General features: G+C 51.5%; 20 protein-coding genes. 13 read left to right on the forward strand and 7 right to left on the reverse strand.

What is annotated here, in order from left to right; genetic code table 11:
* The first annotated feature begins 52 nt into the window (after positions 1-52).
* The 3 genes from ACG2XO_RS11675 to ACG2XO_RS11685 all read left to right on the forward strand — a co-directional run bounded on the left by ACG2XO_RS11675 (position 53) and on the right by ACG2XO_RS11685 (position 3,268).
* The gene (locus ACG2XO_RS11675) at positions 53-1,456 is read left to right on the forward strand and encodes a PhoH family protein (RefSeq protein WP_410498161.1); all 1,404 of its coding nucleotides are present in this window, start codon (positions 53-55) and stop codon (positions 1,454-1,456) included.
* A 140-nt stretch (positions 1,457-1,596) separates the two neighbouring features.
* The gene (locus ACG2XO_RS11680) at positions 1,597-1,953 is read left to right on the forward strand and encodes a carboxymuconolactone decarboxylase family protein (RefSeq protein WP_410498162.1); all 357 of its coding nucleotides are present in this window, start codon (positions 1,597-1,599) and stop codon (positions 1,951-1,953) included.
* Positions 1,954-2,224: 271 nt separating this feature from the next.
* Complete coding sequence (locus ACG2XO_RS11685) at positions 2,225-3,268, forward strand: IS110 family transposase (RefSeq protein WP_410497507.1); 1,044 nt, start codon at positions 2,225-2,227, stop codon at positions 3,266-3,268.
* Between the two features lie 483 nt (positions 3,269-3,751).
* Here the strand turns inward: ACG2XO_RS11685 and ACG2XO_RS11690 are convergent, their stop codons facing one another.
* The gene (locus ACG2XO_RS11690) at positions 3,752-4,534 is read right to left on the reverse strand and encodes an RNA methyltransferase (protein ID WP_410498163.1); all 783 of its coding nucleotides are present in this window, start codon (positions 4,532-4,534) and stop codon (positions 3,752-3,754) included.
* Between the two features lie 71 nt (positions 4,535-4,605).
* Here ACG2XO_RS11690 and ACG2XO_RS11695 point away from each other — a divergent pair, with 71 nt between their 5' ends.
* Entirely contained in the window at positions 4,606-5,388 is a 783-nt protein-coding gene (locus tag ACG2XO_RS11695; protein WP_410498164.1) for an inositol monophosphatase family protein, read from the forward strand.
* Positions 5,389-5,504: 116 nt separating this feature from the next.
* On the opposite strand, the gene ACG2XO_RS11700 is transcribed toward ACG2XO_RS11695, so the two are convergent.
* Together ACG2XO_RS11700 and ACG2XO_RS11705 are read right to left on the reverse strand one after the other, a co-directional pair.
* Positions 5,505-6,194, reverse strand: a complete 690-nt coding sequence (locus tag ACG2XO_RS11700; RefSeq protein ID WP_410498165.1) for a DsbA family protein — start codon at positions 6,192-6,194, stop codon at positions 5,505-5,507.
* Positions 6,195-6,202: 8 nt separating this feature from the next.
* Positions 6,203-7,066 (reverse strand): MBL fold metallo-hydrolase, encoded by an 864-nt coding sequence (locus tag ACG2XO_RS11705; RefSeq protein ID WP_410498166.1) that lies wholly within the window; start codon positions 7,064-7,066, stop codon positions 6,203-6,205.
* A 133-nt stretch (positions 7,067-7,199) separates the two neighbouring features.
* Here ACG2XO_RS11705 and ACG2XO_RS11710 point away from each other — a divergent pair, with 133 nt between their 5' ends.
* Positions 7,200-8,090 (forward strand): LysR family transcriptional regulator, encoded by an 891-nt coding sequence (locus ACG2XO_RS11710; RefSeq protein ID WP_410498167.1) that lies wholly within the window; start codon positions 7,200-7,202, stop codon positions 8,088-8,090.
* Between the two features lie 397 nt (positions 8,091-8,487).
* Here the strand turns inward: ACG2XO_RS11710 and ACG2XO_RS11715 are convergent, their stop codons facing one another.
* The 3 genes from ACG2XO_RS11715 to ACG2XO_RS11725 form a co-directional block, all read right to left on the reverse strand.
* A complete protein-coding gene (locus tag ACG2XO_RS11715) occupies positions 8,488-8,847 on the reverse strand; it encodes an ArsC family reductase (RefSeq protein WP_410498168.1) in 360 nt (119 codons plus the stop codon).
* Positions 8,848-9,005: 158 nt separating this feature from the next.
* Entirely contained in the window at positions 9,006-10,148 is a 1,143-nt protein-coding gene (locus tag ACG2XO_RS11720; protein ID WP_410498169.1) for a PilT/PilU family type 4a pilus ATPase, read from the reverse strand.
* A gap of 72 nt (positions 10,149-10,220) precedes the next feature.
* Positions 10,221-11,906: an AMP-binding protein gene (locus tag ACG2XO_RS11725; protein WP_410498170.1), complete on the reverse strand. Its 1,686-nt coding sequence runs from the start codon at positions 11,904-11,906 to the stop codon at positions 10,221-10,223.
* Between the two features lie 236 nt (positions 11,907-12,142).
* Between ACG2XO_RS11725 and rimP the strand changes: the two genes are divergently transcribed.
* The 7 genes from rimP (at position 12,143) to pnp (ending at position 20,971) form a co-directional block, all read left to right on the forward strand.
* Positions 12,143-12,577 carry a ribosome maturation factor RimP gene (gene rimP / locus ACG2XO_RS11730; RefSeq protein WP_410498171.1) on the forward strand — a complete coding sequence of 145 codons (435 nt, stop codon included), beginning with the start codon at positions 12,143-12,145 and terminating at the stop codon, positions 12,575-12,577.
* Between the two features lie 58 nt (positions 12,578-12,635).
* Positions 12,636-14,108, forward strand: a complete 1,473-nt coding sequence (gene nusA, locus ACG2XO_RS11735) for a transcription termination factor NusA (RefSeq protein ID WP_410498172.1) — start codon at positions 12,636-12,638, stop codon at positions 14,106-14,108.
* Between the two features lie 18 nt (positions 14,109-14,126).
* Positions 14,127-16,796, forward strand: a complete 2,670-nt coding sequence (gene infB, locus ACG2XO_RS11740; RefSeq protein ID WP_410498173.1) for a translation initiation factor IF-2 — start codon at positions 14,127-14,129, stop codon at positions 16,794-16,796.
* Between the two features lie 154 nt (positions 16,797-16,950).
* Positions 16,951-17,334, forward strand: coding sequence for a 30S ribosome-binding factor RbfA (rbfA, locus tag ACG2XO_RS11745; protein WP_410498174.1), 384 nt, complete (start codon positions 16,951-16,953; stop codon positions 17,332-17,334).
* A complete protein-coding gene (truB, locus tag ACG2XO_RS11750) occupies positions 17,321-18,226 on the forward strand; it encodes a tRNA pseudouridine(55) synthase TruB (protein ID WP_410498175.1) in 906 nt (301 codons plus the stop codon). Before rbfA ends, truB begins: the two co-directional genes overlap by 14 nt.
* A gap of 97 nt (positions 18,227-18,323) precedes the next feature.
* Positions 18,324-18,593, forward strand: coding sequence for a 30S ribosomal protein S15 (rpsO, locus tag ACG2XO_RS11755; protein ID WP_410498176.1), 270 nt, complete (start codon positions 18,324-18,326; stop codon positions 18,591-18,593).
* A 233-nt stretch (positions 18,594-18,826) separates the two neighbouring features.
* Positions 18,827-20,971, forward strand: a complete 2,145-nt coding sequence (gene pnp, locus ACG2XO_RS11760; protein ID WP_410498177.1) for a polyribonucleotide nucleotidyltransferase — start codon at positions 18,827-18,829, stop codon at positions 20,969-20,971.
* 116 nt (positions 20,972-21,087) lie between these two features.
* On the opposite strand, the gene ACG2XO_RS11765 is transcribed toward pnp, so the two are convergent.
* Positions 21,088-21,651 (reverse strand): phasin family protein, encoded by a 564-nt coding sequence (locus ACG2XO_RS11765; protein WP_410498178.1) that lies wholly within the window; start codon positions 21,649-21,651, stop codon positions 21,088-21,090.
* A gap of 216 nt (positions 21,652-21,867) precedes the next feature.
* On the opposite strand from ACG2XO_RS11765, the gene phaR reads away from it, so the two are divergent.
* Entirely contained in the window at positions 21,868-22,536 is a 669-nt protein-coding gene (gene phaR, locus ACG2XO_RS11770; protein ID WP_410498179.1) for a polyhydroxyalkanoate synthesis repressor PhaR, read from the forward strand.
* Positions 22,537-22,598 lie beyond the last annotated feature (62 nt).

The following is a 22,598-nucleotide window of genomic DNA, read 5'->3' on the forward strand; positions in this document are numbered from 1 at the left end:
GCCATGAGGCCGCTTTTTTGTTGTGACTGCAAATCAAACGAGAGAAAACATCATGGCGACTAAAAAATCACAGAAGATGAGCAAACTGTTTGTTCTTGATACCAATGTATTGATGCACGATCCCACGTCGATTTACCGGTTTCAGGAACATGATTTATTTATTCCGATGATGACGCTGGAAGAACTGGACTCCAACAAAAAAGGCATGACCGAAGTCGCCCGCAATGCGCGGCAAGCCAGCCGTTTTATGGAAGAGCTCGTTGCCGGCATGGAACACAATCTATATGACGGCGTTTCGCTCGAAGAGGCCAGCAAAGGGCAGGCGAGCGGGCGACTGTTTCTGCAAACCGAGGCGATCACCAGCGTATTGCCTTCGCAATTGCCGATGGGTAAAGCCGATAACCAGATTCTCGGCGTGGTGCATCATTTGCAGGCGATGCAGCCCAAACGTGAAGTCATTCTGGTGTCCAAAGACATCAATATGCGGATCAAGGCGCGTACTTTGGGCTTGGCGGCTGAAGATTACTTCAACGATAAAGTGCTCGAAGACACCGATCTCTTGTACAACGGCATGCGCGAGATCGACGAAAAATTCTGGGAGCGCAACGGCAAGGACCTGGAGAGCTGGCAGGAAGGTGGGCGCAGCTACTGGCGGATTAAAGGCCCCGATGTGGCCGAGCTGTATACCAACCAGATGCTGTATCAAACTGGCGATACGCCTTTGCAGGCCAGGGTATTAAGGCTGGAAGGCAAAACGGCGGTGATCGAAAGCCTGAAAGACTACAGCCACGGCAAAAATGCGATCTGGGGGATTCTGGCGCGCAATCGCGAGCAGAATTTCGCGCTCAATCTGCTGATGAATCCCGAAATCGATTTTGTTTCGTTGCTCGGTCAGGCCGGCACCGGCAAAACCTTGCTGACCTTGGCGGCGTGTTTGGCGCAGACGCTGGAATCGAAAATCTACACCGAAATCATTATGACGCGTGTCACGGTGCCGGTCGGTGAAGACATTGGTTTCCTGCCGGGCACCGAAGAGGAAAAAATGCTGCCATGGATGGGCGCGCTCGAAGACAATCTCGACGTCCTCAACCAGAGTGACGCCGAAGCTGGTGATTGGGGCAGGGCGGCGACGCGCGATCTGATTCGCAGCCGGATCAAGGTCAAATCGCTGAACTTTATGCGCGGGCGTACTTTCCTGAATAAATTCCTGATTATCGACGAGGCGCAAAATCTGACGTCCAAGCAGATGAAAACGCTGATCACCCGTGCCGGCCCCGGAACCAAGGTCGTCTGTCTGGGTAATATCAGCCAGATCGACACGCCGTATCTGACCGAAGGCTCGTCCGGTTTGACTTATGTCGTCGACCGTTTTAAAGGTTGGGATCATTCAGGCCATATCACACTGACGCGCGGCGAGCGCTCGCGTCTGGCTGACTACGCGGCTGAAGTGCTGTAATTCTGTAAATTATCTGTCGCTGTTACTTTTAACCGCGCTATTTCCGCAGAGGAATGGCGCGGTTTTGTTTTTGCTCAAAGCGGCGCTTTGAAATTGATAATATATTTATTTGTATATTGTTGAATGGTAAGGAGTTAAAAATGAGCGAGCAATATCATCAAATCGTGCGCGACATTAGCAGCAAGCTGCGCGAGTTTCACAAGGAAATACCCGAAACGGCGCAGGCTTTTAACGCGATGGCCAAGGCCACGCATTCGGATGGCGCAATCAGCAAAAAGCACAAGGAATTGATGGCAATGGCGATTGCCATCGCAGCACGTTGCGAAGGTTGTCTGGGCTTTCACGCTCAGGCCTGTGTCAAGCTGGGCGTCACGCGCGCCGAGTTTCTGGAAATGATTCAGGTTGCCGTCTACATGGGCGGCGGCCCGAGCATGATGACGAGTGCCGAAGCGCTGATGGCTTATGAGGAATATGGCGGCGAAAAGGCTGAAGGGTGATTTCAAGGGTATATGGCTATAGGTTATGTTGAATCTGGCCTGCGGCCATATACCCAATATTTATGGCAATGTTCTCATTTCGTTTTGATAGTTTTTAGCGCCTTCGGCGCGGTGTTTTACAGTCGCAATCCGCGACGGGGACTCACTTTCTTTGCTTCGCCAAAGAAAGTAAGCAAAGAAAGGCAATGGGATGGACTCCTCCCTCTGATACGGCATCGATGTGCCAGACTGGAAGTGTCAGCCAACAGTCACACAGAACAAGGAGTCCACCATGTCTATTATCCGCATTGGCCTTGATCTTGCCAAAACCGTTTTTCAAATTCACGGCGTGAATCACAAAGAAGAAGTCATTTGCACTCGACAATTACGTCGGTCGCAATTGCTCGACTTCTTTAAAAAGCTCACTCCTTGCTTGATTGGCATGGAGGCTTGCTCTGGCGCGCATCACTGGGCACGTCAACTGCAATTGATGGGGCATACCGTCAAGCTGATTGCGCCCCAGTTCGTTAAACCCTACGTCAAAGGCAACAAGAACGACGCCAACGATGCGGCCGCTATTTGTGAAGCCGTAGGTCGGCCATCGATGCGCTTTGTGCCCCTCAAAACCATCGCCCAACAAGATTTACAGGCACTGCACCGTATCCGCAGCGAACTGGTGCAGCAGCGCACCGCCAAGGTCAATCAAATCCGTGGTTTGTTGGGGGAGTACGGGATTGTGACGGCTCAACGGATTGAGTCACTGCGCAAAGCATTACCAGAGCTACTGGAGGATGCCGAAAATGGCTTAACCCCCGACTTCCGCGCTTTGCTTAATGGTTTGCGCGATGATCTGGTGTATCTCGACGAGCGAATTGCCACTGCGGATAAACAAGTGCAACAGCAAGCGCGCGAAAATACACAAGCATTACGTTTGCAACAATTACGTGGGATTGGCCCCATTACCGCGACCGCCTTGATTGCAGCGATAGGCCAAGATGCGCATCACTTTAAACGCGGCAGAGACCTCGCCGCTTGGATAGGCTTAACACCGGGGCAGCACAGCAGCGGTGGTAAGGAGCGGTTACTGGGCATCAGCAAGCGGGGCGATACGTATCTGCGCACCTTACTCATTCATGGCGCACGTGCTGTAGTTAAAACGGCATTAGGCAAGACGGATAGGCTGAGTGTATGGATTCAAAGCCTGTGCAGTCGGCGTAACAAAAACATTGCCGCCGTTGCGTTAGCCAATAAAACGGCACGAATGGTGTGGGCATTACTCAGTCGCAATATGGATTATGACCCCGACTTTGGTTTAGCAAGGGGTGAAGTGGTTTGAAGCGTGCAGTAGAAAATGGGGTTTGTAGTGGCAATGTGTAACGAATAAAATCCAGTCCGATTGCGAAGCAAGAAGCAGTGATGGCCAAAAGGTTGAACCGGCGGCAGGCAAACCTGACGGGGTCCAAGTGCGAAAAGCACGTGAAGGCGATGAGGACCTGCCGCGCGAATAGCCCATCATGGCCCGGGTCATTAGGCCCAATGCGAAGGCCGGATATACGTGAGCAGTCGATCCGACAACCAGAACTGTGAAATGCTTGCAAGCTGGGAGGAGTCCATATACGACCCCCGCCTGCGGCCCTCCGGGCTTCCCTCGGTCGGTCGCGAGCCAAACGATAAAGCTGTTCGTCTCGCTCCACTCCCTCGGCGATGGGCGAGAGGGGATTTCAAGCCCTAGACCCATCAGCGGGGTTCGGATCAGCACGTATTGAGAGCATCGCCATATTTATTGGTGGCTGCTTGTATTGTTTAGGCCTGAGATACCTCAAGGCTTCCGATCAAACTCGGTCGTGGCCTTCAAGATGCCGCGCAAAATATCGACTTCTTCACGTTCCAGTTCGGCGCGAACGAATAGTCTGCGCAGGCGTGGCATTAGCCGTTTTGGCGCGTGCGGGCGTAAAAAGCCGATTTTCAGCAGCACTTCTTCCATATGCTCGAACAGCTTTTCCAGCGACTCATGCGTTGCCAGCTCGCGTTCTTCCTGCAAATGCTGCACGTCGACCCAATCGGTTTCATAGCAACTGGTTCGCAGCTCATACGTCAGCACTTGTACCGCTTGCGACAGATTCAGGCTCGAATAATACGGATTGGTCGGAATCGTTACGCGGTCGCTGCACAGTGACAACTCATCAATCGTCAACCCGCTGGTTTCGGCTCCGAACACCAGCGCAACTTGCTTGTCGGCGCGCGCGGTGGCGATGATTTCAGGTGCAATCTGCCGTGGTGTTTGCAAAGGTTGTGATAACTCGCGGCGCCGCGCGGTCAGTGCAACCTGCATCGTCGTGCCTTCGAGCGCTTCGGCCATGCTGCTGACCACTTTGGCATTCTGTAAAATATCATCAGCGCTGGAAGCCAATGCGGTGGCGACTTCGGAAGGAAATTCTTTCGGGTTGATCAGAACCAGCTCGGTCAGCCCCATCGTTTTCATCGCCCTTGCCGTTGATCCGATATTGCCCGGATGGCTGGTGTGCGACAAAACCACACGAATATTCGGCAGGCAGTCGGTTTCGCTGCCCTGGTAAAGATTTTTCTTGATTTCTTTATTCATTGTTGGGTTTATTCTGCCGCGTAAGGCAGGTAGAATACGTCCTTAATTATGTTCTTTTAAACCGAGAAACCATGCATCCAATGCTCAACACCGCGGTGCGCGCTGCGCGCCGTGCTGCGACTGTTATCCAACGTGCGTCCAATAACCTGGATTTGATTACCCCTGAAAAGAAAGGCCACAACGATTTTGTGTCTGAAGTTGATCGCGCTGCCGAGCAGGCGATTATCGACACCATCCTTGAGGCTTATCCGAATCACGCGATTCTAGCAGAGGAGTCGGGCGCACGCGGCAACTCTGAATACGTCTGGATTATCGACCCGCTCGATGGCACGACCAATTTCCTGCATGGTTTCCCGCAATACGCGATCTCGATTGCGCTCGAACACAAAGGCGTGATCACGCAAGCTGTCGTGTACGATCCGAACCGGAACGATCTGTTCACCGCTACGCGCGGCGTTGGCGCTTTTCTGAATGATCGTCGTATCCGTGTTTCGAAAGTACGCGAACTGTCTGATGCACTGGTGGGCACCGGTTTCCCCTACACCAAATTCGACAACCTCGAAACATATCTGAATATCTTCCGTGAAATGGCGCAAAAATCAGCCGGCGTTCGCCGTCCGGGCGCCGCAGCGCTCGATCTGGCGTATGTTGCTTGTGGCCGTTTTGACGGTTTCTTCGAGTTTGACCTGAAACTGGTCGACATCGCTGCCGGTACGCTGCTGGTGCAGGAAGCTGGTGGTCTGGTGACTGATATGAACGGCGAAGAGAAATTCCTCGAATCAGGCGACGTGCTGTGCGGCACGCCACGTGTCTTCGGCCAGATGCTGTCATTGATTCGCGGGCATTTGAAATAATTGCTGTTGAGTTGAATCAATAGTTCAGCGGAAGCATTTGAATTAGCTCAATATCATTCACAAAAAAGCCATTCTTTCGAATGGCTTTTTTGTTTGATCGCAGCCTTTAAATTGCTTTAAACCTCACACCCATCCGGCGTGCAAAATGCGGCGCGGCTTGTCGTGGCTGGCGTGATGCCTTGGTTTTGCAGCCATTGCAAAAAAGCGTCGGGTTGGCCGAGGAAGGGTGAGAGATCGATTTGCTGCATTTGGCCGTCGCGTTCGAGCAGCAGCGATGGAAAGCCGCGCAAGCCGTAGCGCTGCATCAGGCTACGTGTTTGCGCAAAATGTACGTCGACTTGACTCACTTGTTCGCGCATTGCCGCGCTAAATGCCGCACTATCGATTCCGATTTCGTTCGCCAAGGCTAGCAAAACTGCGCCATCGGAAATACGTTGGCCTTGCGCATAATGCGCCAGCTGGATTTTCACCAGTAGCGCCAAGCCGTCAAAGCCTAGCGCTTGCGCGGCCAGAATCGCCAGCGTCGGTGGCGTTGAATCAAACACCGCGCTGGTGTCGAGCAGCAAGCCATTGAAATACGCATCACCAAAGGGCTGGCCGGTGAGTTGCGCGATGCGTTGGTCGTGCGGCATCACATAGTTGCGCAGCGTGGGCGTCACATTTTGGCGCGCGTCGCCGCTCATCATGCCGCCGGCGTGCAGCTCGATTTTTAGCTCAGGCAATTGCGCTGCGGCGTGGATCAGCGGCGCTGCGGCGTAGCACCAGCCGCACAGCGGGTCGAATACATAATGCAGCTTCGCTTTCATGCTTGTGTTTACCATTTCATTTCACCTTTATTTACTTTCGCGCCGATGTCGAGCGCGATACCGAGACCCGCATCCGGGTAGGCTTGCTGCATTTCCCCAATCAACTCAGCGCCGTTTTTTGTCGCCGCCAGATTTTTTTCAAAGCTTTGCAAATACGTTCTGGTATAGGCAATGCTACTCGCGTCGAGTTTCGTTCCTGCCTGCATATGGCCGGGAACGACGACAGCCGGTTTCAGCGCGGCCATTTCGTCGAGCTGGGCGAGCCATGCGGCGCGCTCGGCGGCGTCTTGCGTGTCAGCGGTCCAGACGTGCAGGCCACCAAATACGCCGATATTGCCGACAATGGCCCGCAGCGACGGAATCCACACATACGGTCGGTGCGCCAGCTTGCCGCTGCTACCGCGAATTTCGATTTTCTCGCCGTCAATGCTCAAGCTATCGCCTTGCAAAGCTTGCGGCAGAACGGCTTTGCTTGGCGCATTCGCGCCCATTTTTGGACCCCAGAAAGCGATTTTAGCATCGACTTTGGCGCTGATTTTGGCCAAGACCGCAAGCGTGGCGAGCACTTTCGCGTTCGGGAAGATGTCTTTCAACGTCGCGACGCCGAAATAATAATCGGGGTCGGCTTGGCTAACGAAAATCGTCGTCAATTGCTTGCCACTATCAAGTACATTCGCCGCAATACGCAGCGCATCGGCGCGAGTAAACCCCGCATCGACGACGATGGCTTCTTTTTCTCCGAAAATCAGCGTTGAATTGGCGTGAAAACTATTGGCGTCGGCGTTATACACCTTCATTTGCAATGCGCTCTCAGCCTGCGCCGTGCCGAAAGTGAGTGCCAAGCTTGCTGCGATCAGTGTGGTGCGAATCATGGTGTTTTTCCTTGTCTTTGTTGACGGATCAAATTGAACTGACGCCAGTTTAGTTGCATGAAATGCGCAGATAAATACGCTAAACTGCGCATTATTGTTGCAATATCCGATCAAATGGCGAGGCAAGATGGCGATGGATAGATTGACCGCGATGAAAGTATTTTGCGAAGTAGCCGCCAGCGGCAGCTTTAGCGCCACGGCCGATAAACTCGATATGTCGCGCGCAATGGTCACGCGCTACGTCGGCGAGCTAGAGCTGTGGCTGGAGGCGCGCTTGCTACAACGCACGACACGGCGCGTCACGCTGACCGACGCTGGCGAAAATTGCCTGCGGCGCAGCCAGCAAATGCTCGCTCTGATGGAAAATATCGAAGAAGAAACGATTAGCCACGACGGCGAGTTGCGCGGCCAATTGCGACTCACAACCAGCATGTCCTTCGGCCACGCGCATTTGGCTGGCGCGATCAGCGAATTTTTGGCGCTGCACCCGCAGCTCAAAATCGACCTGAACGTCGGCGACAGCGCGGTCAATTTGGTCGAAGCACGTATCGATCTGGCGATCCGTATTAGCAGCGCGCCCGATCCGGCACTGATCGCCCGCCCACTGGCTGTGTGTGACTCAGTCCTAATTGCATCGCCGGGGTATCTGGCTGAACACGGCATTCCACAAAAGCCCGAGGCAATTACCCACCATAGGTGTCTTAGTCATGCCAATTTTGGCCGCAGTATTTGGTCGCTCACTCGCGGTACAGAAAAAGTCGATATCGCCGTCACCAGTCGCTTTAGCGCCAACGAAGCAACCATCCTATTGAACGCCGCGCTCGCCGGGGGCGGCATCGCGCTGCAACCGACCTACCTCGCCAACGCCTATCTCGCGCGCGGCGAATTACAAATCGTCCTGCCCGAATGGCAAGTCCCTGCGATGACGATTTACGCGCTCTACCCATCACGGCGACATTTATCACCCGCGGTGCGGACCTTGCTGGATTTTTTGGTGGCACGGTTTGCGGTGGTGAGCTGGTAAGTGCCGTAGCTTGGAACTTGCTGTGCCCGATATGATTGCAGCATGTGGAGTCGTCGCATCATGCCGCAATAGTGAGGTGGTGAAATATGTCTGGTCTGTGGATGTTTGCTGGATCTATCCGCAAACCAGACGACACTACCTAGGCTCTGTTGACGTTTGGTTTGCGAGTCGCGTTTGTGCTGGTTTTGGCCTGAAACAAGGCGCAAAGCCTGATGCATAGTCATTCTATGTGAAGGTTTTGCAACGCAGTGTCAGGCCAAAAACAGCCAAACCCTCCGGGCTGGGCGCTTTTTGTGACGACTCGGCGTTATTGCCTGCTCACATAGAATGACTATGCCTCGCAGCCAATGCCTTGATTCGTCACAAAAATCGCGCCAGCGCGACCGTAAACCAAACGTCAACAGAGCCTAGTGTTTTCCATAATTGTTTCATACATGTCGGGCTTGAATCCGACTTGCGTTTGCTTCTTCGTGACCAGCACCGGGCGCTTGATGACTGAAGGATTGGCAATCATTACCGCAATCGCGCTGTCGGCGTCGACGACACTGGCTTTGGTCGTCTCATCGAGTTTGCGCCAGGTCGTTCCCTGTTTATTGATCAGCACTTCCCAGCCGATGGCGTCTATCCATTGCTGAACTTGCTCGGCGCTCAGACCTTGTTTTTTGAAGTCATGCCATTCGTAATCGAAGCCATTTTCAGTAAGCCAGACACGGGCTTTTTTGACGGTGTCGCAGTTGGGGATGCCAAATAATTTCATATTCTAATCACTCACTCAAAATACAATGCTGCGAGATATTGATCCGGCCTTCAGAAATTTGAATTTCGTGGAGGCGGGCTTGCCCGCGAAGCCTTGCCGTTCGCGGGCAAGCCCGCTCCTACGACTTAAACATTACAAGACTGATCGCCTCACGCCCCTTAATGCAAAGGCATGTCAAAGCTGATGTCTTCTTCGGCCTGTTGCTGCGCTTTGGCGTCTTTGCTCGCTTCCTGCTCGTCAATGGTTTGCGCGTTATTGACCATCCACGAGAGGTTGGTCGCCGAGTCGGCGTTGCGCAATGCTTCGTCGAGGTCGATTTCGCCATTGCGGTACATGCGATAGAGCGATTGCTCGAAAGTTTGCGAGCCTTCGGCCAGCGTCTGTTCCATTGCGTCCTTGATTTCAGTTAGCTCGCCAGTGCGGATCAGTTCGGCGACGCGGTTGGTGTTGATCATGATTTCAACGGCGGGTTTGAGTTTGCCGGTTTTACTGCGAACCAGTCGTTGTGAAACGATGGCTTTGAGCGAGGTCGACATATCGTAGAGCAGCGATTCGCGCGCTTCCTGCGGGTAAAAATTGACGATCCGGCTGAGCGAGTGATAGCTGTTATTGGCGTGCAGCGTCGAAATGCACAAATGGCCTGCTTGTGCATATTGCATCGCATAAGTCATCGTTTCCTGATCGCGGATTTCGCCGAGCATCAGGACATTGGGCGCTTCGCGCATCGCGTTGCGTAGCGCGTCATGGTAGCTGTGGGTGTCGGTGCCGATTTCGCGCTGGTTGACCAGCGATTTTTTGTGCGTGTAAATGAATTCAATCGGGTCTTCCAGCGTCAGAATATGGCCACTGTGGTTTTCGTTGCGGTGTTCGAGCATGGCCGAAACGGTCGATGATTTGCCCGATCCGGTGGCGCCAACGAGCAGAATAATGCCGCGCTTTTCCATGACCAGTTCCTTGAGGATTTCCGGCATGCCCAGCTGTTCCAATGTGTCGGCCTTGGGTTTGATATAACGGGCAACCAGCGCCACTGTGCCACGGCTTTTAAATACATTAATCCGGAAATTGCCCAGCTCGGGAACCGGGTAAGCCATATTCATTTCCAGGTCGCGCTCGAATATGGCCACGCGTTCTGGCCCCATCAGCTGATAGGCGAGTTGTTTGACGTGTTCGGCGTTAAGAACCTGATTGTTGACCGGGTGGCAGAGGCCTGAAATTTTGATCACGATCGGCGAGTTGGCCGCTAAAAACAAATCGGATGCGCTACGTTCGGCCATCAGTTTGAAAAAGGGCATGAGGTTCATTGGGGTTCTCCTGATTTCTTGTTCTGTCCGGCTGCCTGAATTCATGCAAAGTCCGGGATTGTCTTGGTCGGATCAATCGCGTAATTCACGGCGCAGAATTTTTCCTACATTCGATTTGGGCAGGCTATCGCGAAACTCTACCACGCGCGGGAGTTTGTAATTGGTTAAGTGCGCGCGGCAATGTTGCAAAACGGTCTCTTGTGTCAGCTCAGGGTCTTTTTTGACAATGATGACTTTGACCGTTTCACCGGTTTTTTCGTCCTTAATGCCGATGCAGGCGACTTCAAGTACGCCGTCAAGTTCGGCGATCACGGCTTCGACTTCGTTCGGGTAAACATTAAATCCTGAAACCAGAATCAGGTCTTTTTTGCGGTCAACCAGCTGGATGTAGCCACTGCATTGCATGATGGCAATGTCACCCGTGGCGAGAAAGCCATCTTCGCCGAGTACGGCGCGCGTTTCTTCCGGCCGTTGCCAGTAGCCCTGCATGACTTGTGGACCGCGGATGAATAGTTCACCAGCCTGACCGGCGGGCAAAACGTGACCGTTGTCGTCACGGATTTGCACTTCGGTTTGCGAAATGGGCAGGCCGATCATGCCGTTATAGCTGGGCAGGTTCATCGGATTGATGACGGCGGCGGGCGAGGTTTCGGTCAAGCCGTAAGCTTCGATCAGTGTGAGGCCTGTGACTTGTTTCCAGCGTTCCGCAACAGCGTGCTGAACCGCCATGCCGCCGCCCAGCGCGATTTTCCAGCGTGAAAAATCGAGCTTGGCAAAATCGGGGTGATTGAGCAGGGCATTAAACAGTGTGTTGACGCCGGTAATGCACGTCACCGGATAGGCTGAGATGGTTTTGATTAAACCTGCAATATCGCGCGGGTTGGTGATCAGTAAATTGCTGGCACCGATCTTGCTGAAAACCATGCAATTGGCCGTCAGTGAGAAGATATGGTACAGCGGCAGCGCGGTGACGATCAGCTCCTGGCCTTCGCTGACTTTTGGCGCAATCCAGGCGTGTGCTTGCTGCATATTGGCGACGATATTGCCGTGGCTGAGCATCGCGCCCTTGGCGATTCCGGTGGTGCCGCCGGTGTATTGCAAAAAGGCCAGATCGTCATGAGTGATTTTGACTGCCTTGGGGGTATGTCTCTGTCCATTAGTCAGGGTTTCGTTAAAATGAATATGCCCAGCTAGGGTATATTTGGGAACCATTTTTTTGATATAGCGCACTGCGGCATTGACGAGCAGCCGTTTGGGAAAATCGAGCATATCGCCGATTTCGCAGACAATGACGTTTTTAATGGCTGTTTTTCCGATGACTTTTTCCAGCGTGTGGGCGAAATTGGCCAAAATAACAATGGTGTTGGCGCCGGAGTCTTTGAGCTGGTGTTCCAGCTCGCGCGGCATATAGAGTGGATTGACATTCACAACCACGAAACCTGCGCGCAGAATACCGAAAATAGCGATCGGGTATTGCAATAGATTGGGCAGCATGATCGCCACGCGCGAACCTGCGGGCAATTGAAGTTCATGCTGCAGGTAGGCTGCAAAATGGCTGGCGTAGTCGTCCAGCTCGCGGTAGCTGATCGCCTTGCCCATATTGATAAAGGCGGCACGGTCGGGATATTTTTTGACGCTTTGTGCGATGACATCAGGAATAGAATCGAATTCGTCCAGATCGATTTGCTCGGGCACTCCCGGCGGATAGCTGGCCAGCCAGGCTTTTTGATGGTGTTGTTGGGGTTTGCCGGCTTGCATGCGTAAATCTCCTGTCATGGTGTAATGTTGAGTGAAGCGGAGATTGAATTCAACAGGTTTAAATATCTGATCCCTCTGCGCGGTGTTTCGCCAGCGGGAAGTTTCTGTTAGAATCGCCGAAAATCTCTTGGTGAGCTGGTATTTCATAATTAGAAATGTCGATCACCGCGGGAGTGCTTACAAATGGGCGCAGGTATTGCAGCCCATTTTTTGTTTGTGGAGCTCAAAAAGAAGTTATGGCGGTTAATTTACAATCTGTATTGGACAATACCCTGCCGGGTTTAGGGTACGAGCTGGTCGATTTCGAGCTGGGCGGCAATGGCTTGATGCGCATTTTTATCGACAAGGAAGGTGGCGTCACGATTGATGACTGTGTCGCTGTGAGCAATCACTTGACGCGGCTGTTCATGGTTGAAGAGATTCCCTATGACCGGCTGGAAGTGTCGTCGCCCGGATTGGATCGTTTGATTAAGAAGCCAGCTGATTTTGAGCGATTTGCTGGCCAGATGGTGAAAGTAAAGCTGCGTTTGCCGCTACCTGATCGCCGTCGCAACGTGGTTGGTCAGCTCAAAGGCCTGATCAACGAGTGTGTGGTGGTCGACGTGAATGGTGAGGTATTGAACCTGCCTTTGTCACAAGTAGATCGTGTACGCATTGAACCGACGTTTTAAATACCCCAAGCAATTTACCTGACTATTTGGCATGGCATGACGCCGGAGGAAAATATCAATGAATCGTGAAATTCTGGTGCTGGTAGAAGCACTTGCACACGAAAAAAATGTGGCTAAGGATGTGGTTTTCACTGCGCTGGAAATGGCGCTGGCTTCTGCAACCAAAAAACGTTACGAAGAAGAAGTGGAAATTCGCGTTTCGATTGATCGTGTTACCGGCGAACACCGCAGCTTCCGTGTCTGGGACGTGGTTGAAGATAACGACCACGAAGAGCCATCACGCCAGATCGCAATCACTGATGCACCCGATTACAGTGCGGATTTGAAAGTGGGCGATGTGTGGGAAGTTGAGCTCGAACCAATCGAGTTTGGCCGTATCGGTGCGCAAGCTGCCAAGCAGGTGATTTTGCAAAAAATTCGCGATGCTGAACGTGAGCAGAATCTGAACGACTTCCTGCAGCGTCGTGAGCACATTATTTCCGGCACAATCAAACGCATCGAACGTGGCAATGCCATTATCGAAATGGGTAAGCTCGAAGCCGTGCTGCCACGTGACCAGATGATCCCGAAAGAAAATCTGCGTGTGGGTGACCGCGTGAAAGCGTTCCTGTTGCGTATTGATCGTATGGGACGTGGTCCGCAGCTGGTGCTGAGCCGTATCGCACCTGATTTCATGGCCAAACTGTTTGAAATGGAAGTGCCGGAAATCGAAAACAATTTGATCGAACTTAAAGGCGTTGCTCGCGACCCTGGCATGCGCGCCAAGATCGCAGTGAAGTCGAACGATCAGCGCGTTGACCCGCAAGGTACCTGTATCGGTGTTCGTGGTACCCGCGTCAATGCCGTGAGTAATGAGCTGGCTGGCGAGCGCGTTGATATCGTGCTGTGGTCAACCGATGCGGCTCAATTTGCGATTAATGCCTTGTCGCCTGCCGAAGTCAATTCGATCATTGTTGACGAAGACAATCACAGCATGGATGTCGTCGTTGACGAAGACAATCTGGCGATGGCGATTGGCCGTGGCGGTCAGAATGTGAAGTTGGCCGCCGAATTGACCGGTTGGAAACTGAACATCATGACGGTTGATCAGGCCGAGCAGAAACACGAAGAAGAATTTAATAAAGTTCGTGCGCTGTTTATGCAGTCGCTCGATATTGATGAAGATGTTGCCAATGTGCTGGTTCAGGAAGGCTTTAATACGCTAGAAGAAGTTGCGTACGTGCCTTTGAATGAGATGTTGGAAATTGAAGCGTTTGATGAAGAAACCGTAAACGAGCTGCGTTCCCGCGCTCGCGATGCCTTGCTCACGCAAGCCATCGTGCGCGAAGAAAAACTGGAACACCAGTCGGAAGACCTGAAAACGCTGGAAGGTATGACGTCAGACCTGGCTGCGGTATTGGCTGAGAACGATATACATACCCGTGATGATTTGGCAGAACTGGCTGTCGATGAATTAACCGAAATGACCGGTATCGATGCAGAAGCTGCCAAACAATTAATCATGAAAGCGCGCGAACATTGGTTCGCTTAAGGCGCGGGAGAGTAATCTATGAGTGAACCCAAAGTCAGCCAATTTGCTGCTGAATTAAAAATGCCGACGCAAGAGCTGATCGAGCAATTACGTGCGGCTGGCGTTGAAAAACGCACTGCTGAAGATACACTGACCGCCGAAGATAAATCGCGTCTGCTGGATCATTTGAAACAAAAGCATGGTCAAGCAGGTGATAAGCCAAAAATCACGATTGCACGCAAAGAAACTACCGAAATCCGTAAAACGGATGCAACGGGCAAGGCGAAAACCATTCAAGTTGAAGTGCGCAAGAAACGTGTAGTGGCGCCTGAAACCATTGCTGCGGCTGTACCTACACCGGCTGCGTCTGTTGCTGCCGCAGCACCTGCTGCGCCGGTCATTGACGAAGCCGAACGCCAGGCTCGTGAAGCGCAAGCAAAGCGGCAGAATGAATTGGCTGAGCGCCAAGCTGCCGAAATGCGTGCGAAACAGCACCGCGAAGTCAAGGCAGCTGAGCCAGTTGCCGAAGTCGTTGCCACTCAAGTTGTGACTGAAGCAATTGTTGAAGTTAAATCTGAAGTTGTCACTCAGCCAGTGGAAACTGCTGCGCCAGCACCTGCTCCAAAACCTGCGGTGAAGCCGCATGTGAAGCCTGGTCATGAAGCTGATCGTCCGCGCATCGGTGCACGAGTTGATTTCCGTCGTCCGAAAGATACGCCAATGCAAGCACCGGAAAAAGCGGCTCCTGCACCAGCAGCGGCCAAACCGGCAGACAAAAAACCAAACGCGCCAAAGAAAGATGAAAAAGGCGGCTGGAATGATGGCCGTAATAAGAAAGGCATCAAAACGCGTGGCGGTGATACGGGTAATGACTGGAAGAGCAAAAAAGGTGGCAAAAAACAGAATAATGCCCAGCAAGACAATGCTCACGCCTTCCAGACACCAACTGAGAAAGTAACGCACGAAGTTGATGTACCAGAAACCATTTCTGTTGCCGATTTGGCGCACAAAATGGCAGTCAAAGGCGTTGAAGTGGTTAAAGCGCTGATGAAAATGGGCATGATGGTGACCATTAATCAGGTGCTGGACCAGGAAACTGCGATGATTGTCGTGGAAGAAATGGGCCATATTCCTAAAGCTGCCAAGCTGGATGATCCGGAAACCTATCTGGGTGATGAAGAGAAAGCCGAGCATGATCAGGTTTCCCGTGCACCTGTCGTGACCGTGATGGGTCACGTCGACCACGGTAAGACCTCGCTGCTGGATTACATTCGTCGTGCCAAAGTTGCTGCAGGTGAGGCGGGTGGTATTACCCAGCATATCGGTGCTTATCACGTTGAAACCGGCAAGGGGATGATTACTTTCCTCGATACACCGGGTCACGAAGCGTTTACTGCAATGCGTGCCCGTGGTGCCAAATTGACGGATATCGTGGTGCTGGTTGTTGCTGCCGATGATGGTGTGATGCCACAAACGATCGAAGCGATTCACCATGCGAAAGCCGCCGGTGTGCCGATTGTCGTTGCCGTGAACAAGATCGATAAGCCTGAAGCCAATCTGGAGCGCATCCAGCAAGAACTGGTTGCGCAGGAAGTGGTTCCTGAAGAATGGGGCGGCGACACGCAATTTATTCCTGTTTCAGCGAAAAAGGGCCTCGGAATCGACGAATTACTCGATGCAATCTTGCTTCAGGCTGAAGTGCTTGAGTTGACTGCACCGGTTGATGGTCCTGCCAAAGGGATCGTGATCGAGGCTCGCCTGGATAAAGGTCGTGGTCCTGTTGCTTCGATGCTGGTTCAATCGGGTACGCTGCGCAAAGGCGATACGGTATTGGCAGGTCAGGTTTATGGCCGTATTCGTGCAATGCTGGATGAAAATGGTAAACAGATTAACGAAGCGGGGCCGTCGATTCCGGTTGAAATCCTGGGCTTGTCGGAAGTTCCGGCCGCCGGTGAAGACGCAATGGTTCTGGCTGACGAGAAAAAAGCCCGTGAAATTGCCTTGTTCCGTCAAGGCAAGTTCCGCGATGTGAAATTTGCTCGCCAGCAAGCATCAAAACTGGAAAACATGTTTGCGCAGATGGCCGAAGGCGAGGTACAAAACCTGCCTATCATCATCAAGGCCGACGTACAGGGTTCAAGCGAGGCTTTGGCGCAAAGTTTGCAAAAACTCTCGACCAGCGAAGTACGCGTGCAAATCCTGCACAGTGCGGTCGGTGGCATTTCCGAGTCGGATGTGAACTTGGCTCTGGCATCGAAAGCGGTGGTGATCGGCTTTAACGTTCGTGCCGATGCGGCTGCTCGTAAGCTGGCCGAGGCTGACGGTGTCGATATTCGTTACTACAACATCATTTACGATGCGGTTGACGAAGTGAAGGCGGCTCTGTCAGGCATGTTGGCACCGGAGCGTCGCGAACAGATCATTGGTATGGTCGAAGTTCGTCAAGTGTTTACCGTATCGAAAGTCGGTACGATTGCCGGTTGTCTGGTCATGGAAGGCTTGGTGAAACGTGCTGCAGGTATCCGCTTGCTGCGTAATAACACCGTAATTCACACGGGCGAGCTGGAAAATCTGAAGCGCTTTAAAGATGAGGCGAAAGAAGTGAAGGCCGGTTTCGAGTGTGGTTTGCAAGTGAAAAATTACAACGATCTGCAAGTGGGCGACCAGTTGGAAATCTTCGAAGTCATCGAAGTGGCACGTACGCTGTAATGATGTGTGGTGTCAGGGATGAGGCGTGAGGTGTTCTCATCCCGACACAATAGCGCAAGCCGGATCTTGGATCAGTGCTTGCGCTTTTTGCTTTCTACAAACTTGGCGCTGGGTATTCACCTCACTCCTCGCGCCTTACTCCTCACAGAAAACCATGGCCAATAAACAATTTACCCGCGCTGATCGAGTGGCGCAGCAAATCCAGCGTGATCTGGCTCAGGTGATTCGTACCGAGCTCGATCATCCGCAAGCGTCGCTGATCACGATTACCGACGTTGAAGTCACGCGCGATTATTCACACGCCAAAATTTTCTACACCTTTATGGGGGACGAAGCTTTGCGTGAAGACATTGCTGCGCTGCTGCTACGTGCCAAGGGCTTTTTACGGGCACAGATTTCGCGCGGAATTTCACTCTACAAAATGCCCGAACTGCATTTTGAATACGATGTGTCAATCGAATATGGCATGAATCTGGCACAGAAAATCAAAGAAGCCAACGCGCTGCCTAAAGCTCAAGACGACGATGGCGAAGCGTAAACTCAACGGCGTGCTGCTGCTCGATAAGCCGTTTGGTATGAGTAGCACCTCGGCGCTGAACAAATGCCGCTGGCTATTTCAGGCCGAAAAAGGCGGGCATACCGGTGTGCTCGATCCGTATGCCACCGGTTTGCTGCCTTTGTGTTTTGGCGAGGCAACCAAATTTGCCCAGCGCATGCTCGATGCTGATAAAGCGTATCGCGCGCATGTGCGCTTTGGTGAAACATCGACGACACTGGACGCCGAAGGCGAAATTACCGTCACCGGCACGGCGCCCGAGTCGATTGACGACGTTCGGGCTGCGATTGCAAAATTTATCGGTCCGATTCTCCAAACCCCGCCGATGTATTCGGCGCTGAAAGTCGCTGGCAAACCGATGTATGAATATGCACGCGCCGGAATCGAGCTCGAGCGTAAAGCTCGGCCGATTACGATTTACGGCATCGAGCTGATTTCGTATCAGGCACCCGATTTGGTGATTGATGTGCGTTGCTCGAAAGGAACGTATATCAGGGTATTGGCTCAGGACTTAGGTGCAGCTTTGGGTTGCGGCGGATACCTGACTGGTTTACGTCGTACTTTAACTGGCGGTTTCAAGCTCGAAGATGCTATTTCACTGGATGATTTCATTGCTCTGGAGTTGGAGGCTCGTGACCAACTGCTGCTTCCGGAAGAGTCTTTGCTGAGTAATCTGCCGTCTGTCGAATTAAGTTTCGCCCAGGCCGATCTGATTCGTAATGGCGTGCCGGTTCGTGACTTGAAAGGCGGTGTGAATGGCGAAGTTAAACTTTACGCTGACCTTGAAAATCAGGATAATGCACGGTTTATCGGTTTGGGTGAAGTGGGCGCTGATGGCGTGCTGCGATCCAAACGTCTGCTGGCGACGGGTTGATTTGGCCTGAAGCCGGTTAATGGAGCTTTACTGGGGTTATGCTCAGTCTGGCTTGTCTTGGTGGCTAATCATTAGCCGCCGTTTATGGAGTAGTAAAATGTCTGTAACTGTTACACAGAAAGCTGAAATCGTTAAAGAATTCCAACACGCAGCTGGCGATACCGGTTCTTCTGAAGTTCAAATCGCATTGTTGACTGCACGCATCAACGATCTGACGCCTCACTTCAAAGAGCACAAAAAAGACCATCACTCACGTCGTGGTCTGTTGAAAATGGTTTCTCGTCGTCGTCGTTTGCTGGACTACCTCAAACGCACTAACGTAGACAGCTACCGCAATGTGATTGCCAAGCTGGGTCTGCGTAAGTAATTCAGCTCAAAGTCGCAGCCGCAAGCTGCGACTTTTTCATTTCTAGTTTCCCATTTTTCCCAGATTTCAAATTCTTTGCTTCTACCCAATAGCGATTCCGGCGGTAGAGCAGAGGTCAGTTGTGCCGGAATCGGCCTTGGGCAAATCATTTCACTTTCTTATTGATTTGGCTGACCCCCATCGCAGCAATAAACCATTATCCAGGTCGCGGATATATTGAAAAAGGACAGAACGTGTTCAATAAAATCAGCAAATCTTTTGCCTTCGGCAAACACAATGTCACCATTGAAACTGGTGAAATCGCACGTCAAGCTACTGGCGCTGTGATGGTTAATATGGACGATACTTGCGTCCTGGTCACCGTCGTTGCTGCTCGTGATGTAAAACCGGGCCAAGATTTTTTCCCGCTGACTGTTGATTACCAAGAACGCACTTATGCTGCTGGTAAAATCCCGGGTGGCTTCTTCAAACGTGAAGGCAAGCCAAGTGAAAAAGAAGTATTGACTAGTCGCCTGATCGATCGTCCGATCCGCCCGCTGTTCCCAGAAGGTTTTTATAACGACATCCAGATCATTGCGACTGTGATGTCGATTAATCCGGAAGTTGACTCTGATATCCCTGCGATGATCGGTGCTTCTGCTGCACTGATGATTTCTGGCGTACCATTTGATGGCCCAATTGGCGCGGCGCGCGTGGGTTACATCAACGGTGAATATGTCTTGTGTCCAGACCTGTCGGAAATGAAAGACAGCGAAATGGATCTGGTGGTTGCCGGTACTAGCCAGGCTGTACTGATGGTTGAATCTGAAGCCAATGAATTGTCAGAAAGCGTGATGCTGGGTGCGGTGGTGTTCGGTCACGAGCAAATGCAAGCTGCAATCAATGCAATCAATGAACTGGCTGATGAAGTGAATCCGGAGTTGATGGATTGGTCAGCGCCAGTAAAAAACGAAGAATTGATCGCTAAAGTGCGCGCTATCGCTGCCGAAGGCGTTGCGCAAGCGTTCAAACTGCGTCACAAACAAGTGCGTACCCAGAAAATCAATGAAACTTGGGCTTTGGTTAAAGCGGCTTTGATTACCGAAGAAACCGGCACGCTTGAAGCCAATGAAATCAAATCGATTTTCAAAGGTCTGGAAGCTGAAATCGTTCGCGGTCAGATTCTGGCGGGTGAGCCACGTATCGACGGTCGTGATACGCGCACTGTACGTCCGATTAGCATCCGCACTGGCGTATTGCCACGCGCACACGGCTCGGTACTGTTTACCCGTGGTGAGACGCAAGCGATTGCGGCTGCGACTTTGGGCACCAAGCTCGATGAACAAAAAATCGACGCCTTGCACGGTGGTTACACCGACAGCTTTATGCTGCATTACAACTTCCCTCCGTACTCAACGGGCGAAACTGGCCGCGTAGGCGTGCCAAAACGCCGTGAAATCGGTCACGGTCGTTTGGCGAAACGTGCTTTGGTTGCGATGTTGCCAAGCAAGGAAGACTTCGCTTACTCAATGCGCGTGGTGTCTGAAATTACCGAATCAAACGGTTCGTCTTCAATGGCTTCAGTTTGCGGCGGCTGTCTGGCACTGATGGATGCTGGTGTTCCAATGAAAAACCACGTTGCGGGCATCGCAATGGGCTTGATCAAGGAAGGCAACGCTTTCGCAGTCTTGTCTGATATCTTGGGCGACGAAGATCACCTCGGCGATATGGACTTTAAAGTGGCGGGTACTGAAAACGGTATTACTGCGCTGCAAATGGACATCAAGATTACCGGGATTACCAAAGAAATTATGTCGGTTGCGCTGGATCAGGCCAAAGAAGGCCGCGTTCACATTATCGGCATTATGAAAGGTGCTCTGGATGGTGCTCGCGATGAAGTTAGTGAACATGCTCCACGTCTTTACACAATGAAAATCAATCCGGAGAAAATCCGTGATGTGATTGGTAAGGGCGGTTCAGTGATTCGCGCCTTGACCGAAGAAACCGGTACTCAGATCGATATTAGTGAAGATGGCACAATTACAATTGCGTCTACTTCTTCTGAGGGTGCAAGTGAAGCACGTCGCCGTATTGAAGAGATTACTGCCGAAGTCGAAATCGGCCGTGTCTACGAAGGTCCGGTTGTGAAGATTCTCGACAAAAATGTCGGTGCGATTGTTTCGATCATGCCAGGTAAAGATGGTTTGGTTCACATTAGCCAGATTGCTAATGAACGTATCGCCAATGTTGCGGATCACCTGCAAGAAGGTCAGATCGTTCGTGTAAAAGTGATCGAGCAAGATGAAAAAGGTCGTATTCGCTTGTCGATTAAGGCTGTTCAGAACGATGAAGCAGCGCCAGTCGTGATTACTGCAGAAGAAGTTCCGTCTGAAGAATAATTGAATAAGGGGAGGGCTTGCCCCTCCCTTGCTTCAAGCGTACTTTAGGGTAAATCTAATCTGAGCAATAAAAAAGGCACCTGACGGTGCCTTTTTTAATTGATCTTGAAATCTAATTAATGAGTGCCATTGGCAGAAGCTTTTTTGGCTGCAGTTTTAACTGCATCAGCGGTTGCAGTTGATGCTGCTTTAACTGATGCATCTGCAAACTCAGCAACTTGTTTGGCAGCTTTAGTCATGCTGTCGACTGCAGCAGCCGTTGCTTGAACGGTTGATTTAACCGCCGCAACTGCGGCATCGGCACCGGCTGGTGCATTTTTAACGAAACGATCCAGGCCTGAAACCATGTTTTTATTGAAGTCAACGTTGCGCTCATCGATCAATTTTGAAAACTCGGCTTGAGCCTGTGAAGAAATTTCGTACAGGCTGCGAGAATAAGCTGTCGTGTGCTCAATGACTGCATCTGCAATTTTTTGACGCGTGGTCAGGGCATCCTGAATGTCTTTCACTGAAGTTAGTTGTTTCAGTGTTTTTGCATTTTCTTCCAGGATGTTTTTAGCGGTTTCAACTTGCAACTTGCCCAGACGATCCAGTGAGTCCAAGGAAATGCGTGCGAATCGCAACGCGGTTTCAACCTGTTCGGTGGCAAAGTTGGTGTATTGTTGTTGTGCTGTAGTCATGACGAAATCTCCAAGATAGGTTTACAGTTTGCGAATAAAGCTAACCGGAAGATCCGGTTGCATGTTGCGTTGCACAATGCAAAACTATTTTGGAACAGCTTTCCGGTGTTGTCAAATGTATTTTGCTGCGATGCAGCATGTGTATTGTACTGGCGCAGTTACGATTCTCGCTAGATAATAGAAGTTACATAGAATTGGTGAAAAGGATAGATGAGCATGGACAAACGGGTCATCAAGAAATACCCAAACCGTCGTCTTTACGATACCACGACGAGCAGCTACATCACCTTGACTGATGTAAAGCAGCTGGTGCTCGATGGTATTGATATCCTGATTCAGGATGCCAAAACGAATGAAGATTTGACTCGTAGTGTGCTGTTGCAAATCATTCTTGAGGAAGAGGCCGGTGGCATGCCAATGTTCTCTTATGATGTATTGACTCAGATTATTCGGTTTTATGGCCATGCGATGCAGGGGCTGATGGGGAATTATCTTGAGAAGAATATGCAGCTGTTTGCCGAAATGCAGACGCGTTTGCAGGATCAAACCAAGTCGGCCATCGGAGCAGACAATCCGGTATTTAGTAATGCTAATTTGTGGGGTGAATTTATGAAATTCCAAGGCCCCGCTATCCAGAATATGATGGGCAATTACTTGGAAAGCAGTACCAATATGTTTGTCGAAATGCAGCAACAATTGCAGGAGCGTGCAAAAAATCTCTTTACCGGTTTCGGTATGCCTGGTGGCCCAAAATCGCCGCTTAATCCGGCGGATGTGCCTCATCCGACATCGCCGCCACCTGCGATGTCCGAGGCGGAGTCTGCTGCGTCAGAACCAGCTAAGACCACGCCACGCAAACGAACAGTAAAAAAGACTGTTGAGTGAGGTATTGCTATCTAGGCGTCTTGTATTAAGGCTTTTAGCCCAATACCTTATGGATGTATATT

The organism is Chitinibacter sp. S2-10 (assembly GCF_046530675.1).
Lineage (GTDB): Bacteria > Pseudomonadota > Gammaproteobacteria > Burkholderiales > Chitinibacteraceae > Chitinibacter.

Coding starts and splice junctions, on each gene's coding strand:
- ACG2XO_RS11675 (WP_410498161.1), top strand. CDS start 53: ATGGCGACTAAAAAATCACAGAAGATGAGCAAACTGTTTGTTCTTGAT.
- ACG2XO_RS11680 (WP_410498162.1), top strand. CDS start 1,597: ATGAGCGAGCAATATCATCAAATCGTGCGCGACATTAGCAGCAAGCTG.
- ACG2XO_RS11685 (WP_410497507.1), top strand. CDS start 2,225: ATGTCTATTATCCGCATTGGCCTTGATCTTGCCAAAACCGTTTTTCAA.
- ACG2XO_RS11690 (WP_410498163.1), bottom strand. CDS start 4,534: ATGAATAAAGAAATCAAGAAAAATCTTTACCAGGGCAGCGAAACCGAC.
- ACG2XO_RS11695 (WP_410498164.1), top strand. CDS start 4,606: ATGCATCCAATGCTCAACACCGCGGTGCGCGCTGCGCGCCGTGCTGCG.
- ACG2XO_RS11700 (WP_410498165.1), bottom strand. CDS start 6,194: ATGAAAGCGAAGCTGCATTATGTATTCGACCCGCTGTGCGGCTGGTGC.
- ACG2XO_RS11705 (WP_410498166.1), bottom strand. CDS start 7,066: ATGATTCGCACCACACTGATCGCAGCAAGCTTGGCACTCACTTTCGGC.
- ACG2XO_RS11710 (WP_410498167.1), top strand. CDS start 7,200: ATGGATAGATTGACCGCGATGAAAGTATTTTGCGAAGTAGCCGCCAGC.
- ACG2XO_RS11715 (WP_410498168.1), bottom strand. CDS start 8,847: ATGAAATTATTTGGCATCCCCAACTGCGACACCGTCAAAAAAGCCCGT.
- ACG2XO_RS11720 (WP_410498169.1), bottom strand. CDS start 10,148: ATGAACCTCATGCCCTTTTTCAAACTGATGGCCGAACGTAGCGCATCC.
- ACG2XO_RS11725 (WP_410498170.1), bottom strand. CDS start 11,906: ATGCAAGCCGGCAAACCCCAACAACACCATCAAAAAGCCTGGCTGGCC.
- rimP (WP_410498171.1), top strand. CDS start 12,143: ATGGCGGTTAATTTACAATCTGTATTGGACAATACCCTGCCGGGTTTA.
- nusA (WP_410498172.1), top strand. CDS start 12,636: ATGAATCGTGAAATTCTGGTGCTGGTAGAAGCACTTGCACACGAAAAA.
- infB (WP_410498173.1), top strand. CDS start 14,127: ATGAGTGAACCCAAAGTCAGCCAATTTGCTGCTGAATTAAAAATGCCG.
- rbfA (WP_410498174.1), top strand. CDS start 16,951: ATGGCCAATAAACAATTTACCCGCGCTGATCGAGTGGCGCAGCAAATC.
- truB (WP_410498175.1), top strand. CDS start 17,321: ATGGCGAAGCGTAAACTCAACGGCGTGCTGCTGCTCGATAAGCCGTTT.
- rpsO (WP_410498176.1), top strand. CDS start 18,324: ATGTCTGTAACTGTTACACAGAAAGCTGAAATCGTTAAAGAATTCCAA.
- ACG2XO_RS11765 (WP_410498178.1), bottom strand. CDS start 21,651: ATGACTACAGCACAACAACAATACACCAACTTTGCCACCGAACAGGTT.
- phaR (WP_410498179.1), top strand. CDS start 21,868: ATGGACAAACGGGTCATCAAGAAATACCCAAACCGTCGTCTTTACGAT.